Raw genomic sequence first — 16,685 nt, forward strand, 5'->3', positions numbered from 1 at the left:
TTTTTCAGACCTTATCCTCAAATTTTCTTTCATGGAGCATACCACTATCATCGATCTTATTTCCAGGTTCCCTATCGGCAAAGCAAATGAAAAGGCGCTTGTTTTCCTGGATCACAATGGTCATGAGTCACAGGTTTTCACTTACCGTACCCTGAAACAGCAATGTACTACAATCGCTGAAAACTTACATGCACATTTGCCTCCTGGGGAGATGGTGTTGTTGTGTGCACCGGAACAATCAGATTTCACGATTACCTTCTTTGGTTGCATGATGGCAGGCATTATCCCAGCACCCATGCCTCCTGTGCGTAATAACAAGGATAAGAACGGACTAGAACGCATTGTTCGCATACTGCAGCAACAGCATATACATACGATTATCCTGCCGGATGAGCAGGTATCCTTATTCCGGGAAACCTTGCAGGCAGCCAATCTTTCGGAGGTGCGACTGATTCCTTTGGAACGACTCAAGCATCCAGGTATTACCGCCGTGGCGCTGCCTGAAATCGATGAAACAGATATTGCCTATATACAGTATACATCCGGATCTACCGGTACGCCGAAGGGAGTGCTGATAAAACATCAGCAAGCCATGAGCAACCTCGCCTTCATGTACAAGGTCTTCCAACGCAGCGAATCTGTAAGAGTAGCCGGCTGGCTGCCCTTCCATCATGATATGGGATTGATCGGACATCTGCTCACCGTCCTCTTTGAGCATGGTTTCGGCGTTTTCATCAGTCCACAATCCTTTATGTCTGCTCCTGCCCTCTGGCTGAAGATCATCGGTCAGTACCAGGCCAATGCAGCTGCGGCCCCACCTTTTGCATTTGACCACTGCTGTAATAAAATCAGCAGTGCAGAAGGATTGCAACTCTCTTCCTGGAAGTATGCCTATGTAGGCGCTGAAACGATCTCCCCTGAAGTATTGCAACGGTTCGCTACCAAATTCGCTCCTGCCGGATTTAACCTGCATACCTTCAAACCGGTATACGGATTGGCTGAGGTTACACTCCTCGCAGCAGGCGGAGGAAAAGGATTGGACGAACTACTAGCCCTGACGCATAAACGCGTAACGGGGAAAAACCACCGTCAGCTACTGCCCTACTATACAGATCCTAAAGTTCAAATTTTCATTCAACAACCCGAAACAGGCAACCGGCTCCAGGATGGGGAAGAAGGAGAAATATATATTCTGGGCGCAGGCAATGCAAGCGGTTACCTGGAAGAAAAAGGCATACAGTCCATTCCGGATGGCACCCCCATCAAAACCGGCGATACCGGTTACCTGGAAGATGGTCGCCTTTACATTACCGGCAGATCCAAAGATATCATCATTGTACGAGGTGTAAACTATTCAGCCGATGACCTGGAAAATACCATCCGTTATCATCAGCCGGATATCCAGACAAATGACAGAACGGTCTGCATTTCCCACATCGCTGCCAGCGAACAATTATTCGTATTCCAGGAAATACACCGGCATACAGATAGTGCCACCCAGGAACGCATTTATAACAGTATTAAGGGGAGTCTGTCGGAAGGCTATGGCATCACACCGGATCAAATCATCCTCGTTCCTTCCGGTTGTATTCCCAGAACCACCAGTTATAAGGTATCCCGCAAAGCCTGTCTGACACAATATTTACAAGGAAAGCTGCCGGTCATTAATGCAGACAGTACTTCAAGTATGCCGGAAGATGATGCCGTAGTAATTGTGGCCATGGCCTGCCGTTTTCCAGGCGCTGATTCTCCGGAGGCCTTCTGGGAATTGCTACAGCATGGCGGTGATGCCATTTCAGCGGTACCTTCTTCCCGCTGGGACAACGATGTATTCTATGATGAAAGACCAGCAATGCCGGGCAAAGTAAATACCCGCTGGGGCGGGTTTGTTGCTGACATCGATCAGTTTGATCCTGCATTATTCGGCATCTCACCGCATGAAGCGCCGGAAATAGATCCGCAACAACGTATGTTGCTGGAAACGTCCTGGCGCTTGCTGGAGAATGCCGGCTGGAAAAAAGAACAGCTGGCAGGTACGGACACCGGCGTTTATCTGGGTGTATCTACTAACGATTACCTATATATGAAAATAAAACTCATCCCGGGAATGGAAAGCTTCAATGCCTACTCCGGGCTGGGAAATGCGAATAGTCTTACTGCCAACAGGATTTCATATACCTACGATTTGAAAGGCCCCAGCATGGCGATAGATACGGCCTGTTCCTCTTCTCTCACGGCCTTTCACCTGGCAGTAAAAGCCATTCGCCATGGGGAATGCACCCAGGCGATGGCAGGTGGCGTAAATGCGTTGTTATCGCCCGGCCCTACCATTACCTTATCACAGTTCGGCATGATGTCGCCGGTAGGCAGATGTAAAACATTTGATGCCAGCGCAGATGGATATGTGCGTGCAGAAGGTTGCGGCATGGTAATGCTCAAACGCAGGTCCGCCGCATTGCGCGATGGAGATCCGATACTGGCCACTGTACTTGCCAGCGCTGCCGGACAGGATGGTAAAAGTAATGGCATCACTTCTCCTGACGGTCCTGCACAATACCGTCTGATCTCACGGACCCTTACAGAAGCCGGCATCTCTCCAGAAACAATTTCTTTTGTGGAAGCTCACGGAACAGGTACTGCCCTGGGAGATCCCATTGAACTGGAACAACTGGTAAAAATATATGGTCAGGGAACAGCGGGCGATTGCCATGTAGGCGCGGTAAAAGCGAATATCGGACATCTGGAAGCCGGCGCCGGTATTGCAGGTTTGATGAAGGCGGTGTTAATGCTTCAACATGGTCAGATTCCTCCACAGCCGCATCTGCAGGAATTAAATCCACGTATACACCTGGAAGACAGCCGGCTGAAAATTCCTACCACCCTGCGAAAGTGGACAGCGAATGGTCCGCGGAGAGCTGCTATCAGCTCCTTTGGCTTTGGCGGTGCGTTGGCACATGCTATATTGGAAGAGGTAAAGCCGGCAGTTGTTCCAGTGTCTTCCGAACATACACTGTTTACACAAACGCCATTCCTCTTCTCCGCACATGCGCCGGAAGGCTTGCTGCAACAAGCGGATAGCTGGATTAATTTTCTTTCAAAAGATCCCGCCATCAGTATTCACGATTTGTGCTATACACAGGCACTATCGCGAACGGACCTGCGATACAGACAGGCATTTCTCACAGATAGTAAAACAGTACTACTACAGAAGCTGAAAGCCTTCAGGGAAGGGGTTATTCAGACCACCGACACCTTCGCCGACGGGCAACGATGCTTCGTTTTCTCCGGGCAGGGAGATCAATACAAGAGTATGGGCAGGGAACTGTATTTCCATTTTCCTACATTCCGCCGTGCCTTTGATCGCTGTGCTGCTGCCGCGGATGATCCCGAAACAGGATATTCCCTGGTAGGTATGATTAACGGAAAAGAAGAAGGTACTTTCCTTTTAGGACATGATTATCAGCCCGTGCTTTTTGCGGTACAGTATTCCCTGGGCATATTACTGGAGGAAAGTGGCTGTATCCCGCAACTATTGCTGGGCCATAGTATTGGCGAATATGCAGCCGCCTGCCTGGCGGGATGTTTCGATCCGGAAACCGGTATTGCCATACTGAAAAAGAGAGCCGCATTACTGACAGCACTTCCCCGTGAAGGCAGTATGTTAACGGTTTTTGCCGATAAAGAAACTGTAGCTGCAGCCATCGCAGGGATCCCGGAACTCTGTATTGCAGCGTTGAATAGTCCTGCTAAAACAGTAGTATCCGGCAGTCCGGAGGCAATTAATACTGCCACTACTTTCTTCAGCAGCCAGAAAGTGGGCATTTACTCATTGAAAGTATCGCAGGCTTTCCATAGCCATTACATGGATCCTATCCTCGGGCCTTACCGGGAGTTCCTGCAAAAGTTCACTTTCCATGCACCATCCAGAAGGTGGATTTCTTCATTGCATGGCGCTGAAATGACCATAGCGCCAGATGCCGATTACTGGATAAAGCAAACCAGGCATCCGGTAAATTTTCAGCAGGCATTAACGCTGCTGGCATCGGAAAAAATACGCGAATTTGTGGAAATAGGCCCTGGTGGCAATACGCTGCTGGCCGTCAGTGAAACAATTGATTGCAGTAACACACAGCTCCTGCGTACGCTCAATTTCCGCAAGGGCGACAGAACAGAAGCCTATTTCCTGTTGGAAGCATTGGGCCGCATGTATTGCGCCGGCGCAACTATCCACTGGGAGCAGGTATTAAAAGGCAATGCTTTCCCTGCTTTGACTCCTGGTCAGACCTTCCAGCATAAACGCTACTGGCTGCCGGGATTGAGTCCAGAACAACTGACGGCATTTGCAGATCATGCACAGCATATTCGCAGCGACGAAAAAATATTGCGCGACTGTTTCTATCATATGCGCTGGAATCCTGCCGAAACAATAGTCACAGATATTCCGGAAGATACATTGCGCCAAAAAATCAACTGGATTATTGCAGCACCGGCAGGCGTGGTAATAGAGCAACTATTACAGCGACTAAAAGCAGTGCAGAAAAGTGTATATTGGTTCTGTACAGGCGGTGATATATCCACTGGAATATACCGCCCCGATTACCAGTTTACGGTTCAATCCACTAAAGCAGATTATCGCCGGGCCCTGGATAAGGTGGTAAATTTTCAACGAAAGGAAAATGAGCGGGAGTGGAAAATTATTTATGGAGATGGCAGTCTGTCGGACTACCATGGGCTCACTCCTAATCACCGTATATCCAATAGCATTGTTACACTCATTCCCTTCCTGCAGGCCGTCAAGGAGAGCGCTTTGGTGATGCCGCTATGGCTGCTCACACGCCATGCACAGCCAGTACCTGCTGTCAGTAAAGAACTGCAATTATCCGCTTCCCCGCTTTGGGGATTTGGCAAAACCTTATTCCTGGAACATCCTGAATGGAGAGGTGGCATGATAGATATCACCGGCGCGGAAGATGTACCGGCATTATTGTATAAAGTACTGCAACCCGGCAAGGAGCATTGCATTGTATTGCGCAATGGGCAACAGTACATCACACAGTTGGAGCCCGTTCGGGAGATGGCCGCAGCCACTACTACCCTTCGCAACGATGGCGCTTATATCATTACCGGCGGCTTTGGTGGCCTGGGCCTGGCCTGTGCTTCCTGGCTGGCGGGCAAAGGCGTGAAACACCTGGTATTGCTGGGCCGCAGGGCCATGCCGCCAATGGATAGGTGGAACAGTATTGCAGACACGCATCCGGAATATGCAACCGTACAACAGTTGCTCGGTTTACAGCGGGAAGGTATACACATAGAAATATATCGCACAGACGTAAGAGATCGTGCCAGTCTCGCTGGGGTATTTGCGCAGCTGGATGAGCAGGGAATACCGGTACGTGGCGTATTACATGCAGCGGGTGTCAACTGGTTTTCCAAAGTAATGGAGCTGGACAGCAGCAAACTGGCCGATACCCTGCAAATCAAGACAGATGCCTCCTGGCAGCTGCATGAGCTAACGAAAAACCGGGACCTGGATTGCTTTTTGCTCTTTTCTTCAGTATCTGCACTGTGGGGTTCTGTTGACCTGAGTCATTATACAGCAGCCAACTATTATATGGATATGCTCAGCGTATACCGGGCAGGAATGGGACTTCCTGCTACCTGTATCGACTGGGGCCCATGGGCGGAAGCAGGCATGAGTGCCGGCGAACAGGAAACCCATGTATTACAACAACTGGGATTCCGGCTACTGGCCCCATCCAGGGCATTGACCTGCATGGAAACAGCCATCGCGAAAAAAGAACCGCTGTTACTCATCGCAGATATTGACTGGGACAAATTCCGGCTGTTTACAGATTTCTCTTTACAGCCTTCGTTATTTAGTCAGGTAGTGAAAAGCAATACCGCCAACTCACCTGCGGCCAGTAACCTGCATCATATCCTTAGCAGCGCGCCCATAGCGGCCAGAGCGCAGATAGAAGAGGTTGTCAGAACAGAACTGAGAATGGTGATGCTGATAGAATCGATGGATACCATTGATGCCCGTCAGCGCTTCAATTTCCTCGGGATGGATTCTCTCATGGCCATTTCCTTTGTAGCGCGGCTGGAGCAATACTTCCACTGCAAGCTGCCCGCTACCATGGCATATAACTATCCCACCATTGCCGCGGTGAGCGATTTTATTTTCTCACTGGTATATAAAGAGCAAAACATCACCGCACCGGAACCAGAAACAGTGCCAGCACCGGAAATACCTGCAGCGAAAGCCTTTGTAGTATTGCAGGAAAAGCAGCACCCTGTCAAACAGCGTTTATACTGTTTTCCGTATGCCGGTTCAGGCGCATCCGCCTTTGGACGATGGCCCGAAGCATTTGAATCCCAGGTGGAAGTAATTGCCGTTCAGCCACGGGGGCGGGAAGAACGCAGTCATGAACCCGCATTCAGGGATTTCCCTGCACTCATAGCAGATTTGCTGCAGGACTATACAGATCCGCAGGAAGAGTTCTTCTTTTTCGGTCATAGCATGGGCGCATTGATGGCCTATGAATTTTATGCCGCCTTAAAAAAGGCAGGCAGGAAATTGCCCGCAGGATTGATATTATCCGGATGTGGTGCACCATTGGAGACCGGCAGCGGCACCTTGCATCAATTAGGCGAAGAAGCCTTCATTGAGGAAGTATTAAGAAGCTACGGAGATCCTGGTAATGTGGCCGAAAGAAGACAGGCATTGAAGCATAGCAGTGAATTGTTGCGGGCAGATTTACAGGTACTCGAATGTTATCAGCCACAGGGTACCTCCATCAGCGTTCCACTAACAGTAATCAGCGGCTTGCAGGATCAGCTGGCGCCTCCGCAAGAGGTACGCCGCTGGATGGAACTGGCTACTAACAATTTTTCTATCTGCTTCCTGAAAGGGGGCCACGACCTGGTACAGCAAAGAAGTCAGGATCTCATTAAAATAATTTCTTCAGCCATCAAGTAAATACTATGAGCAATAAAGTAAAACCTTGGTATAATGTATTTGGAGGCCGGTACACCGGCGAACAGCCTCCTTTTTACGAGCGGGAGGAGCTGCCATGGGTAAGGATTCTGGAAGATAACTGGGAAACCATCCGGGATGAAGTGACAGGACTGATGCAGGAAAAGCCGAACAGGCTACGGCCCTATTTCATTAATAAATCCATGTCTTTTCCTCCTAAAAAGTGGAAGACGATGGGATTGTATTTCTGGAAATTTACGATGCACGACAATTGCCGGAAATGCCCGGAAACAGTGAAGTTGATGAAACAGATTCCTAACCTGACTTCTTGTTCGCTGAGTGTATTGGAGGCAGGATCGAATATCAATCCGCATCAGGGGGATACCGATGCGATTATCCGCTGTCATCTGGGATTATCTGTCCCTGCTGCGCTACCGGATTGTGGATTCCAGGTATCCAGGGAGATACGTCCCTGGGAAAATGGGAAAGCCCTTCCCTTCTGTGATGCGCATACGCATACTGCCTGGAATCATTCTAATACGAGAAGGCTAATTCTTATCATTGATGTAATACGGCCGGAATTTGCCAGGCAGGAGAACATGATCTGTGCGCATGTACTCGCGTCTTCCGTATTACAAATGTTGTATCAGCGCTTTGCCTTCCTGGGACGGCAATCGGGCTACCTGAAAAAGAACCTTTACAACCTGCTGCGATATTCTATCTGGGTGGTATTACCCATTCAAAGATTTAAACTATTCTGATCGAACAGGCACTCCTCATCTATCGATGAGCTTTGTAATTGCAATTGGTATCTTCCAACATTTGTATGGTTGACGATAATACAGGATAAACAACGCTCAATGTAGCCGTTGTTTACCCTGTATATTATTGTATTTTATTGATAATTTCTGATCACTCCAAGATCGTATGGGATATTACCATAGTCGCCATAGCTTCCATTCGGCACACCCTGTATCAATAACTGACATCTGTCAATATTATCGATCTCCAATTTATCGTCAGTACCGGAACGAATCACCTCTACATGAGAGACCTGGTCTGTCCATACTTCTGACAGGAAACGGAGGTTATCCCTCGCTGCCCACTTCTCTGCGACCTGTGTCCAGGTACCTCCCAACGAACTGGCTGTCCATAGCTCCTGGTAGCGGTTGATGTCTTCTACGATCATATAATACTTACCATCTGCCTTGCTTTTATAAACATGTACTGCCTCAAATGTACTCGTGGCTGCTACAGTCGGCGCTTCCCAGTTATATGGGAAATTAGCCACAGTGGTTCTGCGTCTTTTTATAGTGCGTGACCCATCCTGGGCAGAATAAAAACAATACACGTAGGTACCATCAGAAATACACCAGAAATCAATGCCATCCGTAAATCCCATGCTACTTACAGGTGTCCATGAACCGGGATTACCAACATCTGTGGACGTTGAAAAGGAAGCCCCTTGTCCACTCTGGTAAATCAGGAACCACTTGCCCTTTGCCGGAAACCAGAATACCTGGGGCGCACAGAAATATGAACCTGCATTCAATGCACTCATATAAGTACGGCTGGCAGTTTTAAGACCGGCAATAGAAGTAGCAGCTGCATACCCCATCCGCCAGAGACCTCCGGTTCCTTTATCACGACCTGTGTAAAAGAGATGATATTTTCCACCGGAGTAAACGATGGAAGGATCCTTCACCGCCAGATCGTCGAATGCTCCTGCAGGACCATCCAGGAAACACCTCGCATCTGCATACCAGGTAGGATTGGCTATTGCTGTGGCAGTTGCCGCCACCCTGTTTTTATCCGTTATCCCACCTGCGCCATCTAATGATTTTTTGGTACATGAAGCACACATGTGCAAACATGTAACCACCGCAGCTATGTATTGTAACTGTTTCATAGTTGTAACAATTATGCTGAAAGAATAGGATCAGTTCGAAACCAGGGTTGTTATGCTGGATGCGGGCAGATTAATGCCAAATGCATTATTTGAAATACTCAGCGTACTTGCTGCAAGATTAGAGGAACTCGTTGTTACATAACGACTGAAACTACTAACTGTTACACCACTGATTGTGAATGGCTGATAGGTTACAGCTGCATTGGTATTGATCGCTACGATCACAATTTTTGATCCGTTCCTGTAAGCAGTCGTATATATACCGGTGCTGGGATTGGCCGCACAGGCAATTTTACTATAACCCGGCCGAACATACCTGGCAAAATGCGCCATCACATATCCTACCTTGGTGATTGCACTATTTTCGTCAATTGGACCATAAAACCGGCGGATATACCACCATACATAAGCGGCCCAACCAGCTGTCATGCAATCATGAATCTCCTTAGCAGCATTCATAGCATTGGGCCAGTCATTGCCACTGATAGAAGAATTTGTGTAATGCTCTGTCATCCATACTGATTTGCCAATATTGCCTAAATTATAAGGTGTTTTACCATAAATGTGGCCGCTGACGAACAGTGTTTTGGATTTCGCAGTTGCATTGCTCAGGTAAGTGTTGATAAAAGTCTGATCCATATTAAATGGTTCAGGAGCCATGATCGGAGCACCGCAGTTATCACCATATGCCGCCACAAAGTTGGCCACTTCGGTAGCAGAAGCATGCATCCATTCTGATGCCAGGTAATTGGGTTCATTCCACGGAGACAATGCATAGACACCTCCTACGGCCTGTGTGTAAGCCCTTAAATGTGCTGCAAAATCACTCCATGAACTTGCCTTCAGGTAAGCACCGTCCATCATGGAAGAAGGGGCATTCCAAACAGTAGCGATCACCTTTGCACCAAAACCTTTTGCAGCATCGATTGTTGCCTTTTCGGCTGCAAACTGGCTACTATTGGCAGGGACCATTACCCGCAGAATACTCATCCCGATACCACTGCTGGTGGAAAAAGCTTTTGTTCGCTGATCGGCTGTTAAATCGCCTATCCAGATCGGCACACTCATTCCACCAAATCCCTGGATAGTTTGTTGGTAAGTGTTGGCATCGATGGTCGCTGTCGCCATCACACTTACATCTGCTGCAGCTTTTAAATCACCGGTCTGCTTATTGTCTACAGCAGATACATCTGCAGCCGGTTGTTTTGCACAGGAGCTAATCATTAAAATGAGGGAAAGAAAAGATACTCCCAGGTTGCTGAGAAAAGGGTTTGTTTTCATAGTTACATTGTTAGTTTAATTAACTGTTTTTCAAATGGCTATTATCAGGCCCACACGAGTTGTGTGAGCCTTTCATACGCCGCTAGATGGGTGGATTTTCTTTCATGGTTTTTCAATTTGATGGTTATATTTGTTAATTGCTATACCATGGGTTTTGAGGAAATGCAGGTCCTTCTGTGACCAGGTCTATCTGCTGCTGAGGAATAGGTCTCAGCATATGTTCAGCTACAACATTGGCAGCTGCTTCATCGTTATATTTTTGAACCCTTGCAACAAGTGTTTTGGTTCTTGAAAGATCATACCACCTGTTGCATTCTCCATACAGTTCACGGGTGCGCTCATCCAGGATAAAATCAAGTGTCACCTCTGCAGCTGTAATTGTCTGTGCAGTGATGGCTGCCGCATACTGATCATCATTTTGCCCTGGTATGCGGGCCGCCCTCATCCTGAGCACATTTAACATATCTGCCGCCTGCTGCAATGTACCGCCGCCTTTCAGTGCTGCTTCCGCGGCGATGAGATATACTTCTGAAAAGCGGAACAGGATATAAGGTCTGTCAGAATAATCATTCATATCTGCTCTTGTTGAATCATCCCATTTTCTTAAAGATGGATACAGGAGACTGGTATAGGGTACGGTGGCACCTGGCAGGTAATCCGGTTCAAAAATAATTCCCTTAAAAGCTGCTCTTTCAGCAGGTGTCACAATCCTGTCTGCCATCCAAATGGCTGTGTCTATGCCATTCACAAGGGTTCCCCTGGGTGTGGTTGCACCTGTTGTACCTTTCCCCGATGCAGCTACACTATTGGACAACCAAATGGTTTGAAATGAACCGTTATACCTCGAGTCCGTGGCCCTGTTGGCGAAAGCAACATTTAGTACATAGCGCATATTAGGCCTTATTCTTTGCCATGGACGGCCGTTTTGTACATCTCTTACACAAACATAAGCACCTCCTGCAGCAGGATAATTGGCATTCACAGTCGGATAGTTCGGCCGAAAAAAAAAGTTGGATTTGTTTTCTTTCAGGTTAGATGCGCCGGTACCCGTCTGTGAGTTCTCGCCGAATTTCAGGTCTTTTGTATGTTCAATGACCATAAGCGTCTCCCTTCCATATTCATTACCTTCCAGGAAACCCTGTGCAAATACAGGCCATAAATCAATCCCATAAGTAGTTTTATTATCGATGATGCTCTTTGCAGTGTTAAATGCATCTGTAAAATCACTTCCCTTTGCTGCTGAAGACCACCCTCTCCACAAGTAGGTTTTTGCAAGCAGGTACAGCGCTGTTGCTTTGAATGCTGGTTTACCCAACCCGGCGGATGGCTGATCGGGAAGACTGGCAGCTGCCTCCTTCAGATCGCTGATGATCGCATCATACACCTCAGCAATGGGCGCCCTGCTATCAGCTGCTGAAACGTCGGTGTTGAATGTAAGATGCAAAGGCACATCCCCAAAAGTTGTAAGCAGCTGGAAATAACAAAATGCCCGGAGAAATTTTGCCTGGGCCAGGAGCTGTCCTTTCTTAGTTTCATCCATGCTCGCATCCGGTCCGAATTGCAAGACCCCGTTGGCGGTATTGATATCTATGTAAAGGGAATTCCAAAAACCACTGTAATCGTTCGTATTACTCTTCATCAGCAGAGAATAGGTAAAGTTATGCTGCACATCTGCTGCCCCACCCCTGATCATTTCATCAGTGCCTCCATTGAACAGCTGCGTAAAAATCTGTGTGCCCCAAAAACTGCGAAAAGAAGAGTAAATACCGGCCACACCGCCCTCTAAGCCTTCCGGCGTTTTGAAATAAGCAGGATCGATGGTAGCACGGGGTTGTTCTTCCAATATCTTTTTACAACCCGCAAACACTGTAAGTAATGACAATAAAAGTAGCCCGGATAATTTTATGTTGAATTTCATAATAAGTTAATTTCAGGATTAAAATTTCACATTAGCACCAAACATGTACTGCCTTGTAGGAGGGGTACCCATACCAACGGTGATAGCACGGGCCACCACTGGGGTTCCTCCCGCCGTAGATCCGACTGCGTTACCATTTCCATTACCTTCCGGATCTATACCCAGACCATCCCGCACCAATGGTGCCCAGAGGATAAATGGATTCTGGACTGCCAGGTAAAACCGCAATGAACTGAGCCCTATTTTACCGGTGATCTTCGAAGGGAGGTTATATCCCAGGTTGATAGACCGGACCTTTATAAATGACCCGTCCCGGTAAGACAAGGTGGAGGTATATTGCAATGCATCCCTGCTGGCATCAGGCTGGGGGAAATCATTGGTAGGGTTATCGGGTGTCCAGTAATTAACTTTGTATTGGTTTACGCGGCCGTTCATAAAGAATGGATAGCCAGCTGCACCACCGTCTGCAGTCAGGTAGGTAACTACCACAGTCTGGCCTATACGGCCAAAGGTCACAATGTTCAGATCGAAATTTTTGTAGGTAAACCTGTTATTGAAACCAAATACAAAATTGGGTTGAAAATTGCCAATTACCTGGCGATCCTCCGCACCAATAGTACCGTTGCCATTCACATCCTGGATTTTAATATCGCCGGGGGCAGCGCCATAAGTAGCCGCCTGGTCTTTTTCGTTCAACTGCCAGATACCTGTTTTCTTTACGTCATAAATAACTGTCAGTGGTTGCCCTACATACCAACCATTACCAACATCCTGCTTTAATCCTGGTTGCAATGCAACAATCTTTTCTCTTGCCATGGAAAAATTAAGATCTGTACTCCAGGTAAATCCGCTACGGGTTTTTATATTCAGGCTGCTAAGCGTGATTTCCAGCCCATGTCCTGCTGTCTTTCCCTGGTTCACAAGCACAGAATTGGCCCCACTGCTCCTTGGTAATTCCTTGCTTAAAAGTATATCCCTTGTATTGACATTATAATATTCTACTGCACCACTTATACGGTTGTCAAACAGACCAAAGTCGATGCCTAAATTGTATCCCCTCGTAGATTCCCACGTAAGCTTCGGATTAGGCAACGTATTGATCAGGTACCCTGATACATAGTTTATATTGGCTGAGGTACCGGACCCATAATTGTAAAAATTGGAAGAAAGACTACCTATTGTTGTATAGGGCGCAATGGTCTGGTTCGAACTGACACCCCATCCTACACGAAGTTTGAGGTTATTTATCCATTTTACATCATGCATGAATGCTTCGTTTGCCATGTTCCAGCCTGCTGATATGGCCGGATACGTAAACCACTGGTTGCCGGGAGCCAGTACAGAAGCGCCATCTGCACGCACAGTAGCCGTTAACATATACCTGTCATTATAGGTATAAAAGATACGTCCCATATAAGACAACAATCCCCTGTTACTGTAACCGGAGGCATTCGCCGTGAGTGAATTCGCTAATTGTAAATTATAATCCTGGATATAGTCTGCCGGCACACCTTGTCCGTTGATCTGCTGACTTTGATTGTAGTTCTTTACCACTTCGTGCAATGCTGTCACCTGGATTTTATGCTTTTCTGCAAAAGTCTTTTCGTAAGTAAGTGAATTATCGATAGTATAACTCCATGTCTCGTCGTTTGACTGACTAAGGGTAGCACCTGCTGTAGTTGTATTGGTATTAAATACGGTGCCGGGCCCATTATAGTTATTGTTCATTGTCTGGATCCAGTCAAGTGCCAGGCTGGATTTCAGTTTCAATCCTTTTATGATCTCCAGCTCTCCGTATACATTCGTCAATGTTCTGAACCGGCGGGTGCGGGCTTTTATCTTATCATTGTTCCCGATAGATGTGAGAGGGCTGATCTGCTGCGCATCATTGGACTGCTGTATGGCAGGTTGAAAATTGATACTGCCATCCTCATTGTACGGCAGGTATAGCGGGCTCAGTCTCGTTGCTGAACCCAAAGCGCTGGTGTTGATACGATTGGCCCAGCTCATAGTATTGGTGGTAGTGAGTCCAACTTTTAAACGTTCACTCATTTTGTGATCAATAGCAATATGAAAGGATCCCCTGTCGAATCGCTGATCCGGTATGATACCCGTTTCCCGAAATACACCAAACCCGAAGCTGTATAGTGTGGTTTCATTGCCACCCACTACGCTCACATTATGGTCTGTGCGGATAGCGGTAGTTAGCAATAGTTTTTGCCAATCAGTATTTACACCATTAGCCAGGTTCTCCTGCTCAATGGGTGTTAGTGCATTGGGGTTGGGATTATTGGGATTAGGCTGGCCCTGTTTAGCTGCGTCCTTGAAGGCGGCATATTCCTGCCCGCTAAACAGCTTATATGTATTCATGGCTTCTGACAAGCCGATATAGCCATCGTAACTGGTAACAGATTTTCCCGGACGGCCTCTTCTTGTAGTAATGATAATCACCCCACCAGATCCACGGGAACCGTAAATGGCAGTAGCAGAAGCATCTTTCAGCACATCGATCGTACTAATATCATTTGGATTGATATCATTTATACTGCCTCCGGAAAGCGGTATACCATCTATCACCACCAAGGGGCCATTCTGCGCATTATTAGCAGAAGCACCTGATGCCAGGGAGCGGTTTCCCCTGATCCTGATCTCACCGCCGGTACCTATACTGGAACCATTGTTGACAATGTCAATCCCTGCAGCCCTTCCCTGGAGCTGATTATACACGTTTGGACTCCCCAATTCCCGGAGTGTTTCTCCTTTCACAGATACGGTGGCCCCTGTTACATCTTTCTTTTTTGCCGTTCCATATCCAATTACCACCACCTGTTCCAGGTCGCTGATCGTGGGTTTCATCGAAACATTGATGACGGTCTGCCGGTTCACATTTACCTCCCGGTTCATAAATCCTACTGAAGTAATGATTAAGGTAGCGGTAGCAGGAGTGTTGATTTTATAATACCCTTCATCGTTACTGAGCACTCCCATCTTTGTGCCTTTCACCTGGATGCTGGCTCCAGGGATCACGTTGCCATCTTCGGCGGTAATGCGGCCGCTGACGGTAATTTGTTGTCCTACCCCATAAGAACTGCCCCAAATGAAAATAAATAACAGCATCGTTATCCTCAACAACAGGCTGATTGAGGGCGATATCTTCTGTAAGTGATGCGTAAAAGAAAAATTCATAATCGTGGTTTTTTTCAGTTTTTCTAAAAAATGTAGTCCCCGCCCTGCATGCTTAGGGCGCAGGGATCCTGATGCCGTAAAAGGCATATATAAATCGGTTCTACTGTCGTAGCAGGGAATTGGTTGATATTTCCATCAGTGCCAGGTGTTTTCCCAATGGAAGGCAGTTAATTCATAACATCGGTGCTTAAAATTTCAGGGCTACAGTTGTATCATTTGTCGTCATTTTGTTCCAGTACCAGGTTGAAGTGCTACTACTTTATTAAAAGCCATTTTTGGATTGAATTGTCTGTCAAACAACAAGGGATAATTTGTTCTGCCTGGCACCGGCCAGTTATTTAACCAGGAATCCCCATCATTGACACCCCAGAAGGTGACCCGGCTTATCTTATCCTTGTACTTCAGGAAAAGCCGGAATAAATTCTCGTAATCCCCGGCCAGTTGTTGTTGTACGCTGTCAGGCAGAGAACCGGAATAGGGGTTCAGTATACTGTTATACGCTTTCTGCTGGTTAACGTCTGCCCCTTCTACACCTTTGGGATCTGGCAATACGCTGATGTCCAGTTCTGTGAACATTACATCAATTCCCAAAGCAGAGAATTCCAGGATACTCTCTTCAATATCCTTTAAAGGAACCTTGCCCAGGTGCCAGTGCCCCTGTATACCTACACCATCTATACGGGTACCCGCTGCCTGTATTTTCCGGATGAGCGCCACCGCCCCCGCACGTTTATCGGGCTGTTCTATGTTATAATCATTATAATATAATTTTGTATGCCTGGCAGCTTTCCCTGCAAGTTGAAATGCCTCCACGACATAATCATCGCCAAGGGATCTCAGGAATAAGGATTTACGCATTGTACCGTCCTCATTAAGGGCTTCATTCACTACATCCCAGGAATACACCTTCCCGTCATACCGGGAAGCAATAATACTGATATGGTCTTTAAAGAACTGATGCAGCGAATCCTTATCATGCATCTGCAATACAAATGCGGGTAACTGGCTGTGCCATATAAGCGTATGTGCATTAATCTGCATATGGTGCTGCTGACCATAAGAAATGATCTTATCTGTCTCTGTAAAATTATACCGGCCCCATTCCGGGTGTATCAATGCAGCCTTCATGTCATTTTCAGGCGTGAGGGTATTAAACTGCCTGGATATAAATGCAGTTACCATGGGATCAGTCTCATTTATCTGGTGCCTGTTAAGTGCGGCACCCACCATAAAATCCTCTTTAAAGACGGTTTTCAGAGAAGGAATTTTGCCCGTAGAAAACTGGCTGTTACTACCTGTACAAATGCAACAGATAAAAACTATAAGGACAAAGGAAATTATTTTATCCATAATGCCTGACTTTTAAAGTATTGTGCTACTCATGTATATGCCTGCAGTGCAGGCAGACAGGTGAG

Annotated in this window: 7 protein-coding genes; 2 read left to right on the forward strand and 5 right to left on the reverse strand. The window is 47.1% G+C overall.

All coding sequences use genetic code 11. The features are described 5' to 3' along the window. The first annotated feature begins 31 nt into the window (after window positions 1-31). A complete protein-coding gene (locus tag SIO70_RS24045; RefSeq protein WP_320575044.1) occupies window positions 32-6,979 on the forward strand; it encodes an alpha/beta fold hydrolase in 6,948 nt (2,315 codons plus the stop codon). 5 nt (window positions 6,980-6,984) lie between these two features. After that, on the forward strand, window positions 6,985-7,737 hold the full coding sequence (locus SIO70_RS24050) for an aspartyl/asparaginyl beta-hydroxylase domain-containing protein (protein ID WP_320575045.1): 753 nt from the start codon (window positions 6,985-6,987) through the stop codon (window positions 7,735-7,737). A gap of 134 nt (window positions 7,738-7,871) precedes the next feature. On the opposite strand, the gene SIO70_RS24055 is transcribed toward SIO70_RS24050, so the two are convergent. From SIO70_RS24055 to SIO70_RS24075, 5 genes are all read right to left on the reverse strand, one after another. After that, window positions 7,872-8,885: a non-reducing end alpha-L-arabinofuranosidase family hydrolase gene (locus SIO70_RS24055; RefSeq protein WP_320575047.1), complete on the reverse strand. Its 1,014-nt coding sequence runs from the start codon at window positions 8,883-8,885 to the stop codon at window positions 7,872-7,874. Between the two features lie 30 nt (window positions 8,886-8,915). Beyond that, window positions 8,916-10,166: a hypothetical protein gene (locus tag SIO70_RS24060; protein WP_320575049.1), complete on the reverse strand. Its 1,251-nt coding sequence runs from the start codon at window positions 10,164-10,166 to the stop codon at window positions 8,916-8,918. 133 nt (window positions 10,167-10,299) lie between these two features. Beyond that, window positions 10,300-12,084: a RagB/SusD family nutrient uptake outer membrane protein gene (locus SIO70_RS24065; protein ID WP_320575051.1), complete on the reverse strand. Its 1,785-nt coding sequence runs from the start codon at window positions 12,082-12,084 to the stop codon at window positions 10,300-10,302. Between the two features lie 18 nt (window positions 12,085-12,102). Beyond that, the gene (locus SIO70_RS24070; RefSeq protein WP_320575053.1) at window positions 12,103-15,270 is read right to left on the reverse strand and encodes a TonB-dependent receptor; all 3,168 of its coding nucleotides are present in this window, start codon (window positions 15,268-15,270) and stop codon (window positions 12,103-12,105) included. A 222-nt stretch (window positions 15,271-15,492) separates the two neighbouring features. Beyond that, a complete protein-coding gene (locus tag SIO70_RS24075; RefSeq protein ID WP_320575056.1) occupies window positions 15,493-16,620 on the reverse strand; it encodes an endo-1,4-beta-xylanase in 1,128 nt (375 codons plus the stop codon). Window positions 16,621-16,685: the final 65 nt, after the last annotated feature.

Origin of the sequence: Chitinophaga sancti (assembly GCF_034087045.1) — a bacterium.
GTDB lineage: Bacteria > Bacteroidota > Bacteroidia > Chitinophagales > Chitinophagaceae > Chitinophaga > Chitinophaga sancti_B.

Excerpts from the sequence above, each read along its gene's own strand:
- SIO70_RS24045 (WP_320575044.1), top strand. The coding sequence starts at position 32 with ATGGAGCATACCACTATCATCGATCTTATTTCCAGGTTCCCTATCGGC.
- SIO70_RS24050 (WP_320575045.1), top strand. The coding sequence starts at position 6,985 with ATGAGCAATAAAGTAAAACCTTGGTATAATGTATTTGGAGGCCGGTAC.
- SIO70_RS24055 (WP_320575047.1), bottom strand. The coding sequence starts at position 8,885 with ATGAAACAGTTACAATACATAGCTGCGGTGGTTACATGTTTGCACATG.
- SIO70_RS24060 (WP_320575049.1), bottom strand. The coding sequence starts at position 10,166 with ATGAAAACAAACCCTTTTCTCAGCAACCTGGGAGTATCTTTTCTTTCC.
- SIO70_RS24065 (WP_320575051.1), bottom strand. The coding sequence starts at position 12,084 with ATGAAATTCAACATAAAATTATCCGGGCTACTTTTATTGTCATTACTT.
- SIO70_RS24070 (WP_320575053.1), bottom strand. The coding sequence starts at position 15,270 with ATGAATTTTTCTTTTACGCATCACTTACAGAAGATATCGCCCTCAATC.
- SIO70_RS24075 (WP_320575056.1), bottom strand. The coding sequence starts at position 16,620 with ATGGATAAAATAATTTCCTTTGTCCTTATAGTTTTTATCTGTTGCATT.